The sequence below is a fragment of the Streptomyces sp. SN-593 genome (assembly GCF_016756395.1).
GTDB lineage: Bacteria > Actinomycetota > Actinomycetes > Streptomycetales > Streptomycetaceae > Actinacidiphila > Actinacidiphila reveromycinica.
Map to the genome: position 1 here is coordinate 4,566,640 of NZ_AP018365.1, position 13,403 is coordinate 4,580,042.

13 protein-coding genes are annotated in these 13,403 nt (G+C 74.5%); 5 read left to right on the forward strand and 8 right to left on the reverse strand.

Translation table 11 applies throughout. The annotated features are described in order from the left end of the window. Positions 1 to 20: 20 nt before the first annotated feature. Entirely contained in the window at positions 21 to 701 is a 681-nt protein-coding gene (locus tag RVR_RS19195) for a DUF4232 domain-containing protein (protein WP_202235020.1), read from the reverse strand. A 152-nt stretch (positions 702 to 853) separates the two neighbouring features. Continuing rightward, positions 854 to 1,456 (reverse strand): TetR/AcrR family transcriptional regulator, encoded by a 603-nt coding sequence (locus RVR_RS19200; RefSeq protein WP_237404849.1) that lies wholly within the window; start codon positions 1,454 to 1,456, stop codon positions 854 to 856. A 252-nt stretch (positions 1,457 to 1,708) separates the two neighbouring features. Here RVR_RS19200 and RVR_RS19205 point away from each other — a divergent pair, with 252 nt between their 5' ends. Together RVR_RS19205 and RVR_RS19210 are read left to right on the forward strand one after the other, a co-directional pair. Further along, positions 1,709 to 2,329 carry an NAD(P)-dependent oxidoreductase gene (locus RVR_RS19205; protein ID WP_202235021.1) on the forward strand — a complete coding sequence of 207 codons (621 nt, stop codon included), beginning with the start codon at positions 1,709 to 1,711 and terminating at the stop codon, positions 2,327 to 2,329. A 280-nt stretch (positions 2,330 to 2,609) separates the two neighbouring features. Next, complete coding sequence (locus RVR_RS19210; RefSeq protein ID WP_202235022.1) at positions 2,610 to 3,680, forward strand: glycoside hydrolase family 43 protein; 1,071 nt, start codon at positions 2,610 to 2,612, stop codon at positions 3,678 to 3,680. 163 nt (positions 3,681 to 3,843) lie between these two features. Here the strand turns inward: RVR_RS19210 and RVR_RS19215 are convergent, their stop codons facing one another. After that, positions 3,844 to 5,517, reverse strand: a complete 1,674-nt coding sequence (locus tag RVR_RS19215) for an esterase-like activity of phytase family protein (protein ID WP_237404850.1) — start codon at positions 5,515 to 5,517, stop codon at positions 3,844 to 3,846. A gap of 177 nt (positions 5,518 to 5,694) precedes the next feature. On the opposite strand from RVR_RS19215, the gene RVR_RS19220 reads away from it, so the two are divergent. Together RVR_RS19220 and RVR_RS19225 are read left to right on the forward strand one after the other, a co-directional pair. Further along, entirely contained in the window at positions 5,695 to 7,110 is a 1,416-nt protein-coding gene (locus RVR_RS19220; RefSeq protein ID WP_202235023.1) for a sensor histidine kinase, read from the forward strand. Next, positions 7,107 to 7,769 carry a response regulator gene (locus RVR_RS19225; RefSeq protein ID WP_272933095.1) on the forward strand — a complete coding sequence of 221 codons (663 nt, stop codon included), beginning with the start codon at positions 7,107 to 7,109 and terminating at the stop codon, positions 7,767 to 7,769. Before RVR_RS19220 ends, RVR_RS19225 begins: the two co-directional genes overlap by 4 nt. 171 nt (positions 7,770 to 7,940) lie before the next feature. Here the strand turns inward: RVR_RS19225 and RVR_RS19230 are convergent, their stop codons facing one another. Then, a complete protein-coding gene (locus tag RVR_RS19230; protein ID WP_202238786.1) occupies positions 7,941 to 8,843 on the reverse strand; it encodes an NADP-dependent oxidoreductase in 903 nt (300 codons plus the stop codon). Between the two features lie 115 nt (positions 8,844 to 8,958). On the opposite strand from RVR_RS19230, the gene RVR_RS19235 reads away from it, so the two are divergent. Next, complete coding sequence (locus RVR_RS19235) at positions 8,959 to 9,573, forward strand: TetR/AcrR family transcriptional regulator (RefSeq protein WP_202235024.1); 615 nt, start codon at positions 8,959 to 8,961, stop codon at positions 9,571 to 9,573. 39 nt (positions 9,574 to 9,612) lie between these two features. On the opposite strand, the gene RVR_RS19240 is transcribed toward RVR_RS19235, so the two are convergent. The 4 genes from RVR_RS19240 to RVR_RS19255 all read right to left on the reverse strand — a co-directional run bounded on the left by RVR_RS19240 (position 9,613) and on the right by RVR_RS19255 (position 13,336). Continuing rightward, positions 9,613 to 9,753: a hypothetical protein gene (locus RVR_RS19240; protein WP_202235025.1), complete on the reverse strand. Its 141-nt coding sequence runs from the start codon at positions 9,751 to 9,753 to the stop codon at positions 9,613 to 9,615. A 185-nt stretch (positions 9,754 to 9,938) separates the two neighbouring features. Next, entirely contained in the window at positions 9,939 to 10,403 is a 465-nt protein-coding gene (locus tag RVR_RS19245; RefSeq protein WP_202235026.1) for an NUDIX hydrolase, read from the reverse strand. A 111-nt stretch (positions 10,404 to 10,514) separates the two neighbouring features. Beyond that, the gene (locus RVR_RS19250; protein WP_202235027.1) at positions 10,515 to 12,872 is read right to left on the reverse strand and encodes an FUSC family protein; all 2,358 of its coding nucleotides are present in this window, start codon (positions 12,870 to 12,872) and stop codon (positions 10,515 to 10,517) included. Then, complete coding sequence (locus tag RVR_RS19255; RefSeq protein ID WP_202235028.1) at positions 12,869 to 13,336, reverse strand: MarR family winged helix-turn-helix transcriptional regulator; 468 nt, start codon at positions 13,334 to 13,336, stop codon at positions 12,869 to 12,871. Before RVR_RS19255 ends, RVR_RS19250 begins: the two co-directional genes overlap by 4 nt. Positions 13,337 to 13,403 lie beyond the last annotated feature (67 nt).

Genomic DNA, 13,403 nt, shown 5'->3' on the forward strand with positions numbered 1-13,403 from the left:
CAACGGCCGGCCTCGCGGGCTCACTTGCCCACGCCGACCGGGTCGACGGTGATGCCCGGGCCGGAACCGTCCGTCACCGGGACGTTGATCGACACCGGCAGCGTGTGCGCGTGGGTCTCGTTGGGCGGGGTGACGATCAGGGTGGTGAAGGTGGCGCCGCTGCCGCCGGAGGTGTTCGGCGGGTAGTGCAGGGTGAACCGGGTCTGCTCGCCGGAGTGGAGGGTGACGTCCGGGGCGCTCAGCGAGCTGCGCGCGGCGCTCTGGGTGCCGGCACCGCCCTTCAGGTCCACCCCGGGGAAGCCGTGCATCGTGCAGCTATAGCCGGCGGTGTTGGTGAGGTTGACCAGGAGCTCCCCCTCGCCCATGCCGCCCGAGACGCTGAACGCGAGGTTCGCGGTCGTGCAGGCGACGGCGCCGGCGTCGGCGGTGCCGGAACCGTCGGAACCGCTGGAACCGCCGGAGGCGCTGGTGGCGGACGTGCCCGTCCCGTTCGCGCCGGACGAACCGTTCGCGCCGTCGGAGCCGCCCGACCCCGTCGAACCGGCGGACCCGGAGGACCCGCTGCCGTCCAGCGGCGCGCCCGCGGTGGTGGAGGTGGCCGCGCCGGAAGCGCCGTCGGAGTCGTCGTCGTTGCAGGCGGTGAGCGACAGGCTCGCGGCCACGGCGACGAGGGCGACGATCGAGATCTTCCGGATGCGCATGGGTCCTCCTCCAGTACGGGGTGCCCGCCCGTGTCGAGCCGGCCCTTCCGTTCTTCCGGACACCCCCGCCACCAGGGCAGTTCCGTGCGAGCGCGATCAGGACCGCGCTGTGACAAGCGAGTGGGGACCCTGTGACGTGAGGACGCCCCCGGCTACGGCAGGGCGGCCGTGATCTCGGCTTCGGGCCGCCCGGTGTGCAGGGCCAGCAACTCCGTGACCAGGTCGTCCAGCGGCGGCCAGGGAATCGTGCCGTGGTCGTTGTAGAGGCTGATCAGGCCGTGCATCGCGGTCCAGAGCATGAGCCCGGCCTGCCACCGCTCCTCCTGCGTGGCCCGGGCCCGGCCCGGGGCGGCGGCGCCGGCGAGCGCGTCGACGACGGCTTCGAGCATCTCGGCGCCGGCGCCGGCGCCGTGCTCGGACCGCGGGACGAGGTCGGCCGGCATCCGTCCGCCGAAGAGCGTGCGGTAGTGCCCGGGTTGCCCGACGCCCCACCGCACGTAGGCCGCGCACCGGGCGACCAGGTCGGCGAGCGGGTCGCGGGCGGGGCGCGCGGCGTCCGCCATCAGCCCGGCCAACTCGTCGTAACGCAGCCGCAGGACGTGCTGGACGAGTGCGCCGAGGTCCGGGAAGTGGCCGTAGATGCTCGCCGGCGCCACCCCGACCTCGCGCGCGACCTGCCGGAGGGTGAGGGTCTCCGGCTGGTCGAGGGTCGCCAGCAGCTTCGCCGCCGCGTCCACGAGCTGGGCCCTGAGCACCTGCCCCTGGCCGCGCGGATTGCGGCGACGGGGCGCGGAGGCAGGGGATGCCGTGGAGGGCGCCGAGGGTGCGGAGCCCGTGGGGGCCGCGGACCGCGCGGCCTTCTCCTCGGGTGGCAACGTCGCCCCCTTTCGACCAGCGCGAACCGTTGGGCATCGACGCGTTCAGCTTACCGCTCCACCGCCTTGACACGCGTAACCAACACTTGTTTACTCATATGACCAACAGTTGTTCAGTCAAGGTGGATGATCATGCGTATCGCCGTACTCGGAGCGACCGGGAGGACCGGTCGCCTGCTCGTCGACCAGGCGCAGGAGCGAGGGCACGACGTGGTGGCCCTCGTCCGCGCCCCCGACCGCTACACCCCGCCCGCCCCGCCGCAGGGGCGCCGGGTGGAGGTCCGGCGCGCCGACGCCACCGACCCGGGTGCCTTCCCCGCGCTCGACGACATCGACGTGGCCCTCTCGGCGATCGGCATCGGCAAGGGCGACGGCCCCGGCGCGCTGGTCGCCGGCGCCCGACGGCTCGCCGAGGCCCGGGTCCGCACCGTGTGGCTCGGCGCGCTCGGGGCGGGCGCGTCGAAGGGGGCCGGCGGGCTGCTCTACTCGGTGGTGATGCGGCTGTTCGTCGGCGGAGAGCTGGCCGAGAAGGCGGCGGCCGACCAGGTCGTGCTCGACGCGGGCGCCACCGTGTTCCACGCTCCCGACCTCACCGACGGCCCGGTCGACCCGACCCGCCGGACCGTCCCGCTCGCGGACTACCCCCGTCCGCTGCTCCCGCCGCGGATGTCGCGGGCGACGGTGGCGGCCCTCATGCTCGCCGAGGCGGAGAAGCCGGCCCCCACCCCGGGGATCGTCGTCCCCCTCGCCTGAGCCCCATCCGGTCCCATCCGGTCCCATCCGGTCCCATCCGGTCCCGTCCCGGGTCCGCCCAGCCGATTGACATGTCCATCGCCAATGGCGATGCTGTGGGAATGTGGGCCCCCACCTGTTGACGTCTGTGCGGAAGCGGTGGAATCGGCGGGGGTCCGCGCGGTCGGAGCGCCAAGCCACCCCCCTCCGAAGCGACTTCGACCGGACGTCGTCCCCCGGCCGGCGCCCCTTTGCCGGTCCGGGTCCGCGTCGAAGCGGAGGCCGACCATGGAACGGGACGATGAAGCTGCTGCGAAGTCTCCACGGCACGCTGGCGTTCACCCTCTGCGGTGCGCTCGCCACGGTGCTGTCGCTGTTGTGCCCCGCGTCCGCGCGCGCGGCCCAGACCACCATCCACAACGCCGACCCGAGCGTGATCCGGGTCGGCGGCACGTACATCTCCGCGGAGTCGTCCGGCGGCGGCATCGCCGTGCGGGAGGCGTCCTCACCGGACGCCCTCGGCGCGGCGACCTCGCACAAGGTCTGGTCCGACACCGCGGGCCGCGGCGAGGTCTGGGCCCCGGAGATCGTGGTGGACGGCGGCCGCTACTACATCTACTTCACGTCCGGCACGGGCGCGGCCCACCGGATGTACGTGATCAGCTCCGCCACCGCGGACAGCGGGTACGGCGCGGAGACGAAACTGGCCCTGCCCGACGACAAGTGGGCCATCGACGGCAACATGTTCACCTTCAACGGGCAGCGCTGGTTCGTCTGGTCCGGCTGGGCCGGCGACACCAACGTCGAGCAGAACCTCTACATCGCCCGGATGAGCAGCCCGACCACGCCGACCGGCGCGCGCTACATCATCTCGCAGCCGCGCGAGAGCTGGGAGCGGGTGGTCGGCAACCCCTACATCAACGAGGCACCCGCGGCCATCAAGGACCCCAACGGCCAACTGCACATCGTCTACTCCGCCAACGGTAGCTGGAGCGACCAGTACTGCATGGCCGACCTGCGGCTGCGGGCCGGCGGCGACCCGACCTACGTGTGGGACTGGTACAAGTCGAACGGCTGCCTCTTCGGTTCCAACGCGGCCACGATGATGTCCGGTTGGGACCCGACGCTCTACGTCAACGGGCCGGGCAGCCACAGTTTCGTGCTGCTGGACGGGGACATTGCCACCAGCCCGCCGGCCGGCCCGAGGTTCCCGCTGATGTTCACCGCGGTCCCGAAGGGCACCACCTACTCCTGGGCCAACCGCTACTGGTTCAGCGGCACGTTCTGCTGGTGGGGCAACACCACCTACACCCGGGCCAACGTGCCCGGGGCGACCAGCAACACCGGATTCAGCCTGAAGTTCTTCGAGTAGCGGGGGAGCCGGCGGTGCGGGCACGCCCCCGCCGCCGGACGGGCCCGACCGGGCCCGCGCCGGCGGCGGGGTGCACGCCCGGCAGGATCACGCAGCCGCAGCCGCAGCCGCAGCCGCAGCCGCAGCCGCAGCCGTAGCCGTAGCCGTAGCCGCAGCCGCAGAATCAGTGCACGGTCACGGTCACGGTGACCGTCTTGAGCACCGCCGGCAGCTTGGTCGTGTCGACCTTCAGGATCTCCCCGTTGTCGGTCCTGCCCGTGGACGGCATCACCTTCTGGTGCACGGTCCACGTGCCGTCCGCGTCGACGGAGATGGTGTCGATGCCGAAGTCGTCGTCGTTGGACAGGTACAGCGTCCTTCCGGCGTCCGTGGTGGCGACGCCCTCGACCTTGTCGTGCGGGAAGAACCCGCCGGTCGGGTCGAGTTGGCTGACCAGGGTGCCGACGTTCAGGTACTGCTGCTTCTGCGCGACGTGCACGCCCGCGGCGGTCAGCGCGGCCAGCGCGTCGTTCGTGCCGTCCGTGCCGACGAACGCCTCCGGCGACTTGCCGCCGATCGTCAGACCGCTGACGTCGGTCGCGCCGTCGAGGTCCACCTCGTAGAGCTTCTTCTGCGCGAAGGGCTCGAAGTCCCCGTCCCGCTCGTCCACGAGGAACTTCGTGTCCGACAGGGCCGTGATCTCGCTGTTGGCGTCGCCGGTGTCGTCCGGGTCGTCCAACAGGTAGAGGTACTGCTTGGTCTTGTACGTGTGCAGGTCGACGGTGACGATCCGGGTCGCCGCGACCTTGCTCGCCTTGGTGGTGCCGAGGTCCGGCTGCTGGAGCGCGGACTGCATGACGCCCACCAGCGTGGAGCCGTCCGGCGTGACCGTCAGCCCCTCCATGCCCTTGTTCGTCAGCCGGTCGGCCAGTTCGGCCGGCAGGTAGCCGAGGATCTTGTGGGAGGCGTTGTCCTGGCTGTTCCGGTACGGGGTCAGCCGGCCCAGCTCGTAGCCGTTCACGTCGAAGTGCGTGAGGTAGGGCCCGTACTCGTCGGAGACCCAGAAGGTGCCGTCGGGAAGGGCGACCAGGCCCTCGGAGTCGTAGCCGTAGGGGTCGTGGGCGACCGGCTGCGGGGTGCCCCCGGCGGCGTTCGTCGCGGCGACGTCGTCGATGGTCTCGGTCGTGTCGTGCGGCGGGCGGCCGCTGTAGGCGACGCCGCCGAGGCTCTTCGGGCCCTTCAGCGTGACCTTCCGGACCAGTTCGGCCTTGCCGCCCACCAGCTTGAACTCGCCGATCTGCGGCGTGAAGCCGAGCAGCATCTCAGACTTGTTGCCGTCGGGGGCGTCCGCGTTCGGCCCGCGGTCGGTGAGCCCGTAGAAGTAGCCGGACTTCCCGGGCACCGGCGCGAGCGAGGAGCCGTAGCCCTCGCCGGAGATCTCGGTGGTGGTGCCGTTCGGCCCGGCCACCGTCGCCAGCGGCGCCAGCGGCTTGCCGTTCGCCTGCGTGTCCTGGAACAGCCGCACCGCGTCGCTCGCCGTGTACGTGAAGGTGTCCGTGCCCTTGAAGCCGGCCTTCGGGGTGTACGTGAACGAGCCGTCCGCGCCGACCGTCGCGGTGCCGTGCGCCGGGTCGGTGTGGCGGACGACCGCGGTCGCGCCGGAGTCGTTCCCCAGCACGTTGCCGGTCACCTCGCCGTGGCCGGAGTAGGAGTCGGCCTTCAGGGAGAAGTCGTGCGACGGGGCCGAGAGCCAGCCGTGCGCCTGGGCGGTCAGGGTGCCCGCGCCCATCACGGCGGCGGTGGCGGCGACGGCCACCACGGCCCGGGCACGCCTGCGGGAGAAGGGTCTCGAAGTCATGTTCCGAAATGTGCTGGTCGGTGGTGAACTCCCCGTTGACCCCCGGTGAACCCTCGGACCGAAAAGATCCGGCCAGTCCGCGGCCCGGACACGGTTAAATGGTTCCGCCGGGAACGGGAAGTGGGGTACGGGGCTGTGCGTCGTGGGACCGGAGCGGGAAGCGGCGGTGAGCGGGCGGTGGGCGGACGGGAATCGCCCGCCTGGGCGAGCGGGCAGGACGAGCGGTTGCTCCCGCTGGTGACGGTGGTGCCGTACGCGATCCTCGGCGCCCTGGTCGTGGCGACCCTCGTGGTCGAGCGCGACGCGGGCGGCGCGCTGCTGATCGACCTCGGGCTGTGCGCGGCGGCCGGCGCCTGGATGCTGGGGATGTTCACCCTGCGCCCGGAACGGCGGGGCCGGCCCGCGGCGATGGGGGTGTTCTTCGCCGGCCTGGTGGTGCTCATCGGCGTACAGGTGCTGCGGGAGCCCTGGTTCGGCCTGTTCACCCCGGCCGGGTACTTCTACGCGTTCGGCATCCTGCCGTGGCCGTGGCGGCTGCCCGGGATCGCCGTGGTCGCGCTGGAGTCGGGGACCGCCCAGGTGGCCTCGATCCCCAAGGACACCGCGATCGGCGTGACCGTCACGGCCGTGGTGCTGGCGGTCAACGTGATCTGCATGTGCGGGATGGCGTGGTGGGAGTGGGACGCCGACCGGAAGAACAAGGAGCGGATCACCGCGCTGGAGCAGGCGCGCGAGGCCAACCGCCGGCTTCAGGCCACACTCGCGGAGAACGCCGGGCTGCACCGCCAACTGGTGGTGCAGGCCCGCGAGGCGGGCGTGCTGGACGAACGGCAGCGGATGGCGCGGGAGATCCACGACACGCTGGCGCAGGGCCTGATCGGCATCGTCACGCAGTTGCAGGCCGCGGAACTCGCGGGGGACGTCCCGGACCGGTGGAAGGCGCACTTCGCCGCAGCGAACCGGCTGGCCCGCGAGAGCCTGGCGGAGGCGCGCCGGTCGGTCGACGCGCTGCGGCCGCAGCCGCTGGAGACCGCGGGGCTGGGGGAGGCGCTGGCCGGGGTCGCGGAGCGCTGGTCGGCGCTCCAGGGCGTCACCGCGCACGTCGCCACCACCGGGACGGCCCGACCGCTGGAGTCGGAGGCCGAGTTGGCGCTGCTGCGGGCGGCGCAGGAGGCGCTGGCCAACGTGGCCCGGCACGCCCGGGCCACCACGGTGACGCTGACGCTCGGGTACCTGGAGCGGGACGTCCTGCTGGAAGTGCGGGACGACGGCCGCGGTTTCGACCCGGCGGCACCTCGGAAACGGGAGTCGGGCGCGGTGGCGGGCTCGGGGGTGGGCGTGGAACCGGAGTCGGGCGCGGCGGAGGAGTCCGGCATGGACGCGGAGACGGGTGGCGGGTTCGGCTTGAAGGCCATGCGGGAGCGGATCGAGGGGCTGGCGGGGACGCTGCGGGTGGAGTCCGCACGGGGAGCGGGCACCACGGTCCGCGCGCGCGTGCCGTACGAGCCGGCGGGCGGCGGGGCCGGCGGGGCCGGCGGGGCCGACGAGCCTGCGGGCGTCGCGGCGGACGAGCCGGCGGGGGCAGGCGCGTGAGCGCCGCGGACGGGACGCCGATCACGCTGCTCATCGCCGACGACCACCCCGTCGTCCGGGACGGCCTGAGCGGCATGTTCGCGGCCGACCCCGACTTCGAGGTGGTGGGCCAGGCGGCGGACGGCGCCGAGGCCGTCCGGATGGCCGGACTCCTCGCCCCGGACGTGGTGCTGATGGACCTGCGCATGCCCGGGATGGACGGCGTGACCGCCATAGCCGAACTCGCCAGGAGCGGCAGCTCCGCCCGGGTCCTGGTCCTGACCACCTACGACTCCGACACGTACGTCCTGCCGGCGATCGAGGCCGGCGCGACCGGCTACCTCCTCAAGGACGCGCCGCGCGACGAGTTGCTCCGGGCGGTGCGCGCCGCCGCCAACCGCGAGGCCGTGCTCTCCCCGTCGGTCGCGGCCCGGCTGATGAACCGCGTCCGCACCCCGGGGCCGGGCCTGCTCAGCCCGCGCGAGACCGAGGTGCTCAAGTGGGTCGCGGCCGGCGCCACCAACCGCGAGGTGGCCGCCCGCCTGCTGATCAGCGAGGCGACGGTGAAGACCCACCTGCTGAACGTCTACGGCAAGCTCGGCGTCGGCGACCGCGCGGCGGCGGTGGCCGAGGCGTTCAACCGCGGCCTGCTCACGCCCCGCAAACCCCAGCACCCCTGAGGCCGCGCGCCGCCCCCGCCCCGATCCCCCGGGGTGGCCCCGCACCCGGCCGGCCCGCCCCGATCCCCCCGGGGTGGCCCCGCACCCGGCCGGCCCCCCGGATCCCCCTGGCCCGCCCGGGGAGCCCGTCCCCGGGGCCCGCGGTCGCCGTCTCCCCGGGCGGCCGCGCGCTCAGTCGACCACGAGGACGATCTTGCCGCGGGTGCCGCCCTCCTCGCCCGCGCGGTGCGCGTCGGCGATCGCGGCCAGCGGAAAGGTCCGCACGGGCGGAGGCGTGAAGGCGCCCGCCGCGACCATCGCCCCGATGCCGTCGAGCGCGTGGAGCGCACGGCCGGAGTCGCCGCGGCTGAAGACCACCCCGTGCTCCCGCGCGCCGGCGGCGTCGGCCACCGTCAGGACGTGGCCGGGGCCGCCGGCCAGTTCGACGAGCTCGGGCAGGACCCCGCTGCCGGCGACGTCGAGCGCCAGGTCCACGCCGCCGGGCGCCAGCGCGCGGACCCGCTCGACGAGGCCGTCGCCGTACGCGAGCGGCTCGGCGCCCCACGCGCGGACGGCGGCGTGGTTCGCCGGCCCCGCGGTCCCGATCACCCGCGCGCCGCGCGCCACGGCGAACTGCACCGCGGCGCTCCCCACGTTCCCGGAGGCGCCGTTGACCAGCAGGGTGGCCCCGCCGCCGACGCCGAGCCGGTCGAGCGCGCGCACCGCCGTCTCGACGGCGGCCGGGAGCGCGGCGGCGACGGCGAGGTCGAGCGACGGCGGGACCGGCGCGTAGGAGGACAGCACCGCGGACTCCGCCTGCGCCGCGCCGTCCGCGCAGAACCCGAGGACACGGTCGCCGACCGCCGCGTCCCGCACCCCCTCGCCGAGCTCGTCGACGACGCCCGCGGCCTCGTACCCCAGGGTCTGCGGCAGTTCCCGGTCCATCAGGCCCGCGCGCTTCTTCCAGTCGCTCGCGTTCACCCCGGCCGCGCGCACCGCGATCCGGACCTCGCCGGGGCCCGGGTGCGGGTCGGGCAGGTCCACGAGCTCCAGGACCTCGGGGCCGCCGAAGCGGCGGAAACAGGCTGCCTTCATCATGTGCTCCGATCTCGGTACCGTCCGCGGGACGCTCGCGGGGCGGGCCGAGCACTACATTAAGCGACTACATTGAGTCGCACAAGGTAAACGCCGACGACGGGAGCCAGACCGCATGCCCAGGACCGGAGAGCGCGGCGGGCCGCAGACCCGCGCGAGGATCGCGGAGGCCGCGGCCCGGCTGTTCCTCGAGCGCGGCTACGACAAGGTGACGGTCGCCGAGGTCGCCCGGGCGGCCGGGGTGTCGAGCGTGACCGTCTTCAACCACTTCCCGCGCAAGGAGGACCTCTTCCTCGACCGCGCGGACGACGCCGCGGAACTCCTGCGGTCGGCGGTGCGCGACCGCGATCCGGGCGTCGACGTGCGCGCCTCCCTGCGCGAGGCGGTCGGGCGCCTGGTGGACGACCGCCACCCGCTCTCCGGTCTCAACGACCGGTCGATCCCCTTCTTCCGCACGGTCGCCGCCTCGCCCGCGCTGGTCGCCCGCGCGCGGGAGATCGCCGCCGACCTCCAGCGGACCCTTGAGGACGAACTCGACCGCGACCCCTCCTACGAGGGCGACGCCACCCTGCTCGCCGCCTTCTTCGTGGCCGGCTACGGCGCCGTCCTGACCGGAGCCGCCCGCCGCCTCACCGCGGGCGACCCCCCGGACGACGTGGCCGCCGACCACCGGGACGGCCTCGCCCGCCTCTTCGACGCGCTCGACCGGGGCCTCGGCCCCCGCTCCTGAGCCGTCGGAGGGCACGATCCGCCGGACCGGCCCACGTTTCTAGTGGTGGAGCAGGTGCCTGCGGCGGTGGTGGGCGGGCGGGTCGCCGCGGTAGCGCAGGCCGCCCATCAGGGCCAGCAGCAGGCCGACGCAGATGGCCATCACCAGCAGGGAGAAGCCGATCGTCTCCAGCGCGCGCATGAGGTCCTCCTCATGGGCGCCCGCTCGCAGGCGGCGGCCGCGGGCCGCCGGGGCGCCCTTTCCGCCCACGCTCCCACGGTCCCGGACCGGCGGCAGCTCACCGCCCGCCCACCGGACGCCCGTCCCACGGACCGGACACGGCCCCCGCGGCGACGGCCGGCGCGGGGCACGCGCCGGGGCGACCGTCAGATCCGTTCCGCGAGCCGGTCGAGGAACCGCGCCTGCGCCCTGACGACGACGCCGCGCGCCGCGTCGAGCCCGAACCACGCCACCCGGTCCAGCTCCGGGAAGTGCGCGGTGCGGCCCGAACCGCGCGGCCACTCCATGGCGAAGGTGCCCGGCACCACGTCCGCCGGGTCGAGGTCGCCCTCCACCGCCCACACCGTCACGTGCTTCCCGCCGGACTGCACCACCTCGCCCAGCGGCAGCGGCTCCCCCTGCGGCGCGGGCAGCCCCAACTCCTCGCGGAACTCCCGCCGCGCCGCGTCCCAGGGCGTCTCGTCGCCCGCGTACTCGCCCTTCGGCACCGTCCACGCCCCCGCGTCCTTGCGGGCCCAGAACGGCCCGCCCATGTGGCCGAGCAGCACCTCGACCCCGGCACCGGTACGGCGGAAGAGGAGCAGGCCCGCGCTGCGCCTGATGTCGCCCATCCCCCCAGTCTCACCCGGCCCGCCGCCGGGTCCCCGCGGACACGCCCCGCCGGGCGTACGGTCCCGGCGGGGCGTGTCCGCGGGGCCCGGCGGGGGTGGCGGGGCGGCGGCTCAGTCGGCCGCCAGGGGCCGGCGCACCGGCGCGCCGGCCGTCCGCGGCGCCGCGGCCACGGCCGCCCCGTACACCGCCGCGAGGCCGGCCAGCGCCTCGTCGAGCGAAGCCAGCTCGCGGAACGACCGGCGCATGGCGTCCGCGCGGGGCCCGGTGGCCAGGTGCAGTTCGGCGCGCAGGTCGCGCAGCAGCGGGTCGACGCGGACCCACGCACCGCCGTCACCCGCCCCGACGACGATCCCGCCGAGCGACGCCAGCGAGCCGGCCATGGTGTCCACCACCGCGCCCACCTGCTCCCGGATCCGGGGCGGGAGGTCGATGTCGATGTCGGCGGCGGCCGCCAGCGCCTTCGCGTGGCCGGTGGCGGTCGAAAGGAGTCCCAGCCGGTTGCCGATCGCCCGGCCGCGCCCGCCGATCGGCAGGCGCAGCAGGGGGTGGTGCACCGCCTGCGCCTGGTGCAGCGCGCTGCTGACGGCGAGGCCCGCGCCCCGCAGCCGCACCGGGGCCTCGGGGTCCTGCCACCGCTCGCCCACCCGCTTCACCAGGTCCGCCACGGCCGACAGGTGGGCGCGCACGGACTCGCGGGCGACCCTGCGGGTCGGGGCGGGGAAGATGACGGAGGCGCACAGGGTGGCGACCACGATGCCGAGGCCGTTGTCCTCGACGCGCTGGGTGAGCAGGTGGTCGAGCTGCCCGGTGGGCGTGGTCAGCGCGTACATCTGCACCAGCGCCGTGACCAGGCCGACGGCCCAGTACGCGTACTGGCGCTTCATGCCCCAGGTGCCGGCGGTGCAGGCGACCACGATGACGGTGAGGGTCCAGTAGACGTGGCCCGGGCCGATGAGGTGGACCAGTGCGACACCGACGACGGCGCCCACGACGGTGCCGATGATGCGGTGGAAGAGCTTGCGCACCCGCTCGGACAGGGTGTTGTTGCCGAGCAGGGTGATCATGACGCCGACCAGCCCCCAGTAGAAGCGCGCGGGGTTGAGGGCGTCCGCCAGCGGCACGGTGATCGCCACCGCGGCCGCCGCCTGAAGGGGCGCCCGCACGTAGGGGACCGCGCGCCGCCAGCCGGGGCCGTCGTAGCCGGCCAGCACGCGGCGGGCGCTGGGCCCGCTGCTGGGCAGGACCCCGGCCTCCAGGACCACGCTCGGCTGGAACGGCGCCCTGGTGCGGTCGTGCGAGGACGCGCGGCCCAGGCTCAGCCAGGCGGTGAGGGAGTCGGCGAGCTCGTCGAGCAGGTCGGCGACCCGCTCGGCCAGCGGCTGTTCCTGCGCGGGGGAGCCGCCCGCGGACGGGAAGGCCGCCGCGGCCTCGGCGCGTATCCGCTCGGCGGCCGGGCGCAGGGTGCCGGTCCGCCTCAGGGGGATGTCGCGTGCCGTCTCCAGGCCGGCGCGGACCGCGTCGCGCAGCGCCTGCGGCATGGGGGTCCCCGCGATCCGGCGGGCCGCGTCGCCGAGGCCCTGGAGGGCCAACTCGCAGTCGAACAGGTGCTGGTGGAGGAGTTCGGCCACGTGCGGGTCGGCCGCCACCTCGGGCTGCGCGAGCTGCGCGTCGATCGTCAGGGTGCGGGTGGTCAGGCGCCTGAGCGAGCGCTCCATCCGCCGCAGTGCCGCCGCCCGGTCGGCCGAGGGGTCGGCGGGCGCGACGACCTCGGCGGCCGCGCCGGCCACCCGGCGGGCCTCGATGACGAACGCGCGCTGCGTGCGCAGCAGGTCCTCGTACGGCATCGGGTAGGCCAGTGCGAGCCGGGCGGCCACGCAGGCCACGGCGACGACCATCGCGATCACGAAGAGCCGGCCGCACTGGGCGCGGGTGAGCGGCATGAGGGCGCCCATCAGCAGGCTGACGAACACCAGCATGCCGTTGCGGAGCGCGACGGGGCCGAACTTCAGGCAGGCGAAGACCACGACGAGGGCGGCGGAGACGATCCACATGCCCAGGGTCCGGTGCGGCTGCGTCCAGGTGCTGGCGGTCAGGCCCGCGACGAGCGGGACGGGCATCAGCAGGGTGCCGCCGGTGAGCTTGGCGATGCTGTTGTCGGCGACGAGCGTGGCGCCCAACTGGCCGATGAGGGCGCCGATCATCATGCCCAGCATCGACGGGAAGGACAGCGCGTGGGACATCCCGTAGCCGACCGCGAGCCCGACCACCAGGCAGATCAGGGTGCGCCAGGCGCTTTGCAGGTCGGCCAGCCCCGGATCGGAGGCGAGGACCCAGTCCCAGCGGCGGCGCGGGCCGCCGACGCGGTGCGGCATCAGCGCGCGGTGGCCCGGGGGGCGGGTCGGCCGCTCGTCCGCGGGGTCCGCCGGGTCGGGCCGACCGGTGGTCTGCGGGACGGGAGCGGTGCTCAACGGGCCTCCGATTCCAGTGCGTCGAGAAGGGTGACGACCGCCTTCCGGGCCGCGGCCACGGCCTCCCCGGGGTCGTCCACGTGCGAGCGGAGTCCGTCCAGCAGCACGGCCGCCGTCCGCTCCCGGCTGTCGCGCAGCAGGTCCCGGCCGGCCGCGGTGAGCTGGACCCGGACGACCCGCCGGTCGTCGGTGCTGCGGTGCTTCTCCACGAGACCCCGCTCGTGCAGGTCGTGCAGCACCGTGGTCACCCGCGGCTGGGTGAGCCCCACCAGCGGCGGCAGGTCGGTGACGCGCAGGGGCTCGTCCTCCAGGGCGGCGAGCACCCCCACGGAGCTGCGGGGCAGCTCGAAGCCGCCGATCTCGAAGAGGGTGCGGGACAGCCGCCCGACGCCCGCCAGCAGCCCGTGCAGGGCCTGGGACATCTGCTCGTCCCCCGAGGCGGCGCGGGTGCGATCCAGATTCATATGGAAATTATATATCCTACGAATGGAGTCGTCTCCACCGCACCACCCGTCCCACCGATCCCCCCTT

What these genes read in the sequence shown, in the direction of transcription:
- RVR_RS19210 (WP_202235022.1), top strand. Translation starts at nt 2,610, where the DNA reads ATGAAGCTGCTGCGAAGTCTCCACGGCACGCTGGCGTTCACCCTCTGC.
- RVR_RS19245 (WP_202235026.1), bottom strand. Translation starts at nt 10,403, where the DNA reads ATGGGCGACATCAGGCGCAGCGCGGGCCTGCTCCTCTTCCGCCGTACC.
- RVR_RS19240 (WP_202235025.1), bottom strand. Translation starts at nt 9,753, where the DNA reads ATGCGCGCGCTGGAGACGATCGGCTTCTCCCTGCTGGTGATGGCCATC.
- RVR_RS19215 (WP_237404850.1), bottom strand. Translation starts at nt 5,517, where the DNA reads ATGACTTCGAGACCCTTCTCCCGCAGGCGTGCCCGGGCCGTGGTGGCC.
- RVR_RS19235 (WP_202235024.1), top strand. Translation starts at nt 8,959, where the DNA reads ATGCCCAGGACCGGAGAGCGCGGCGGGCCGCAGACCCGCGCGAGGATC.
- RVR_RS19230 (WP_202238786.1), bottom strand. Translation starts at nt 8,843, where the DNA reads ATGAAGGCAGCCTGTTTCCGCCGCTTCGGCGGCCCCGAGGTCCTGGAG.
- RVR_RS19255 (WP_202235028.1), bottom strand. Translation starts at nt 13,336, where the DNA reads ATGAATCTGGATCGCACCCGCGCCGCCTCGGGGGACGAGCAGATGTCC.
- RVR_RS19195 (WP_202235020.1), bottom strand. Translation starts at nt 701, where the DNA reads ATGCGCATCCGGAAGATCTCGATCGTCGCCCTCGTCGCCGTGGCCGCG.
- RVR_RS19205 (WP_202235021.1), top strand. Translation starts at nt 1,709, where the DNA reads ATGCGTATCGCCGTACTCGGAGCGACCGGGAGGACCGGTCGCCTGCTC.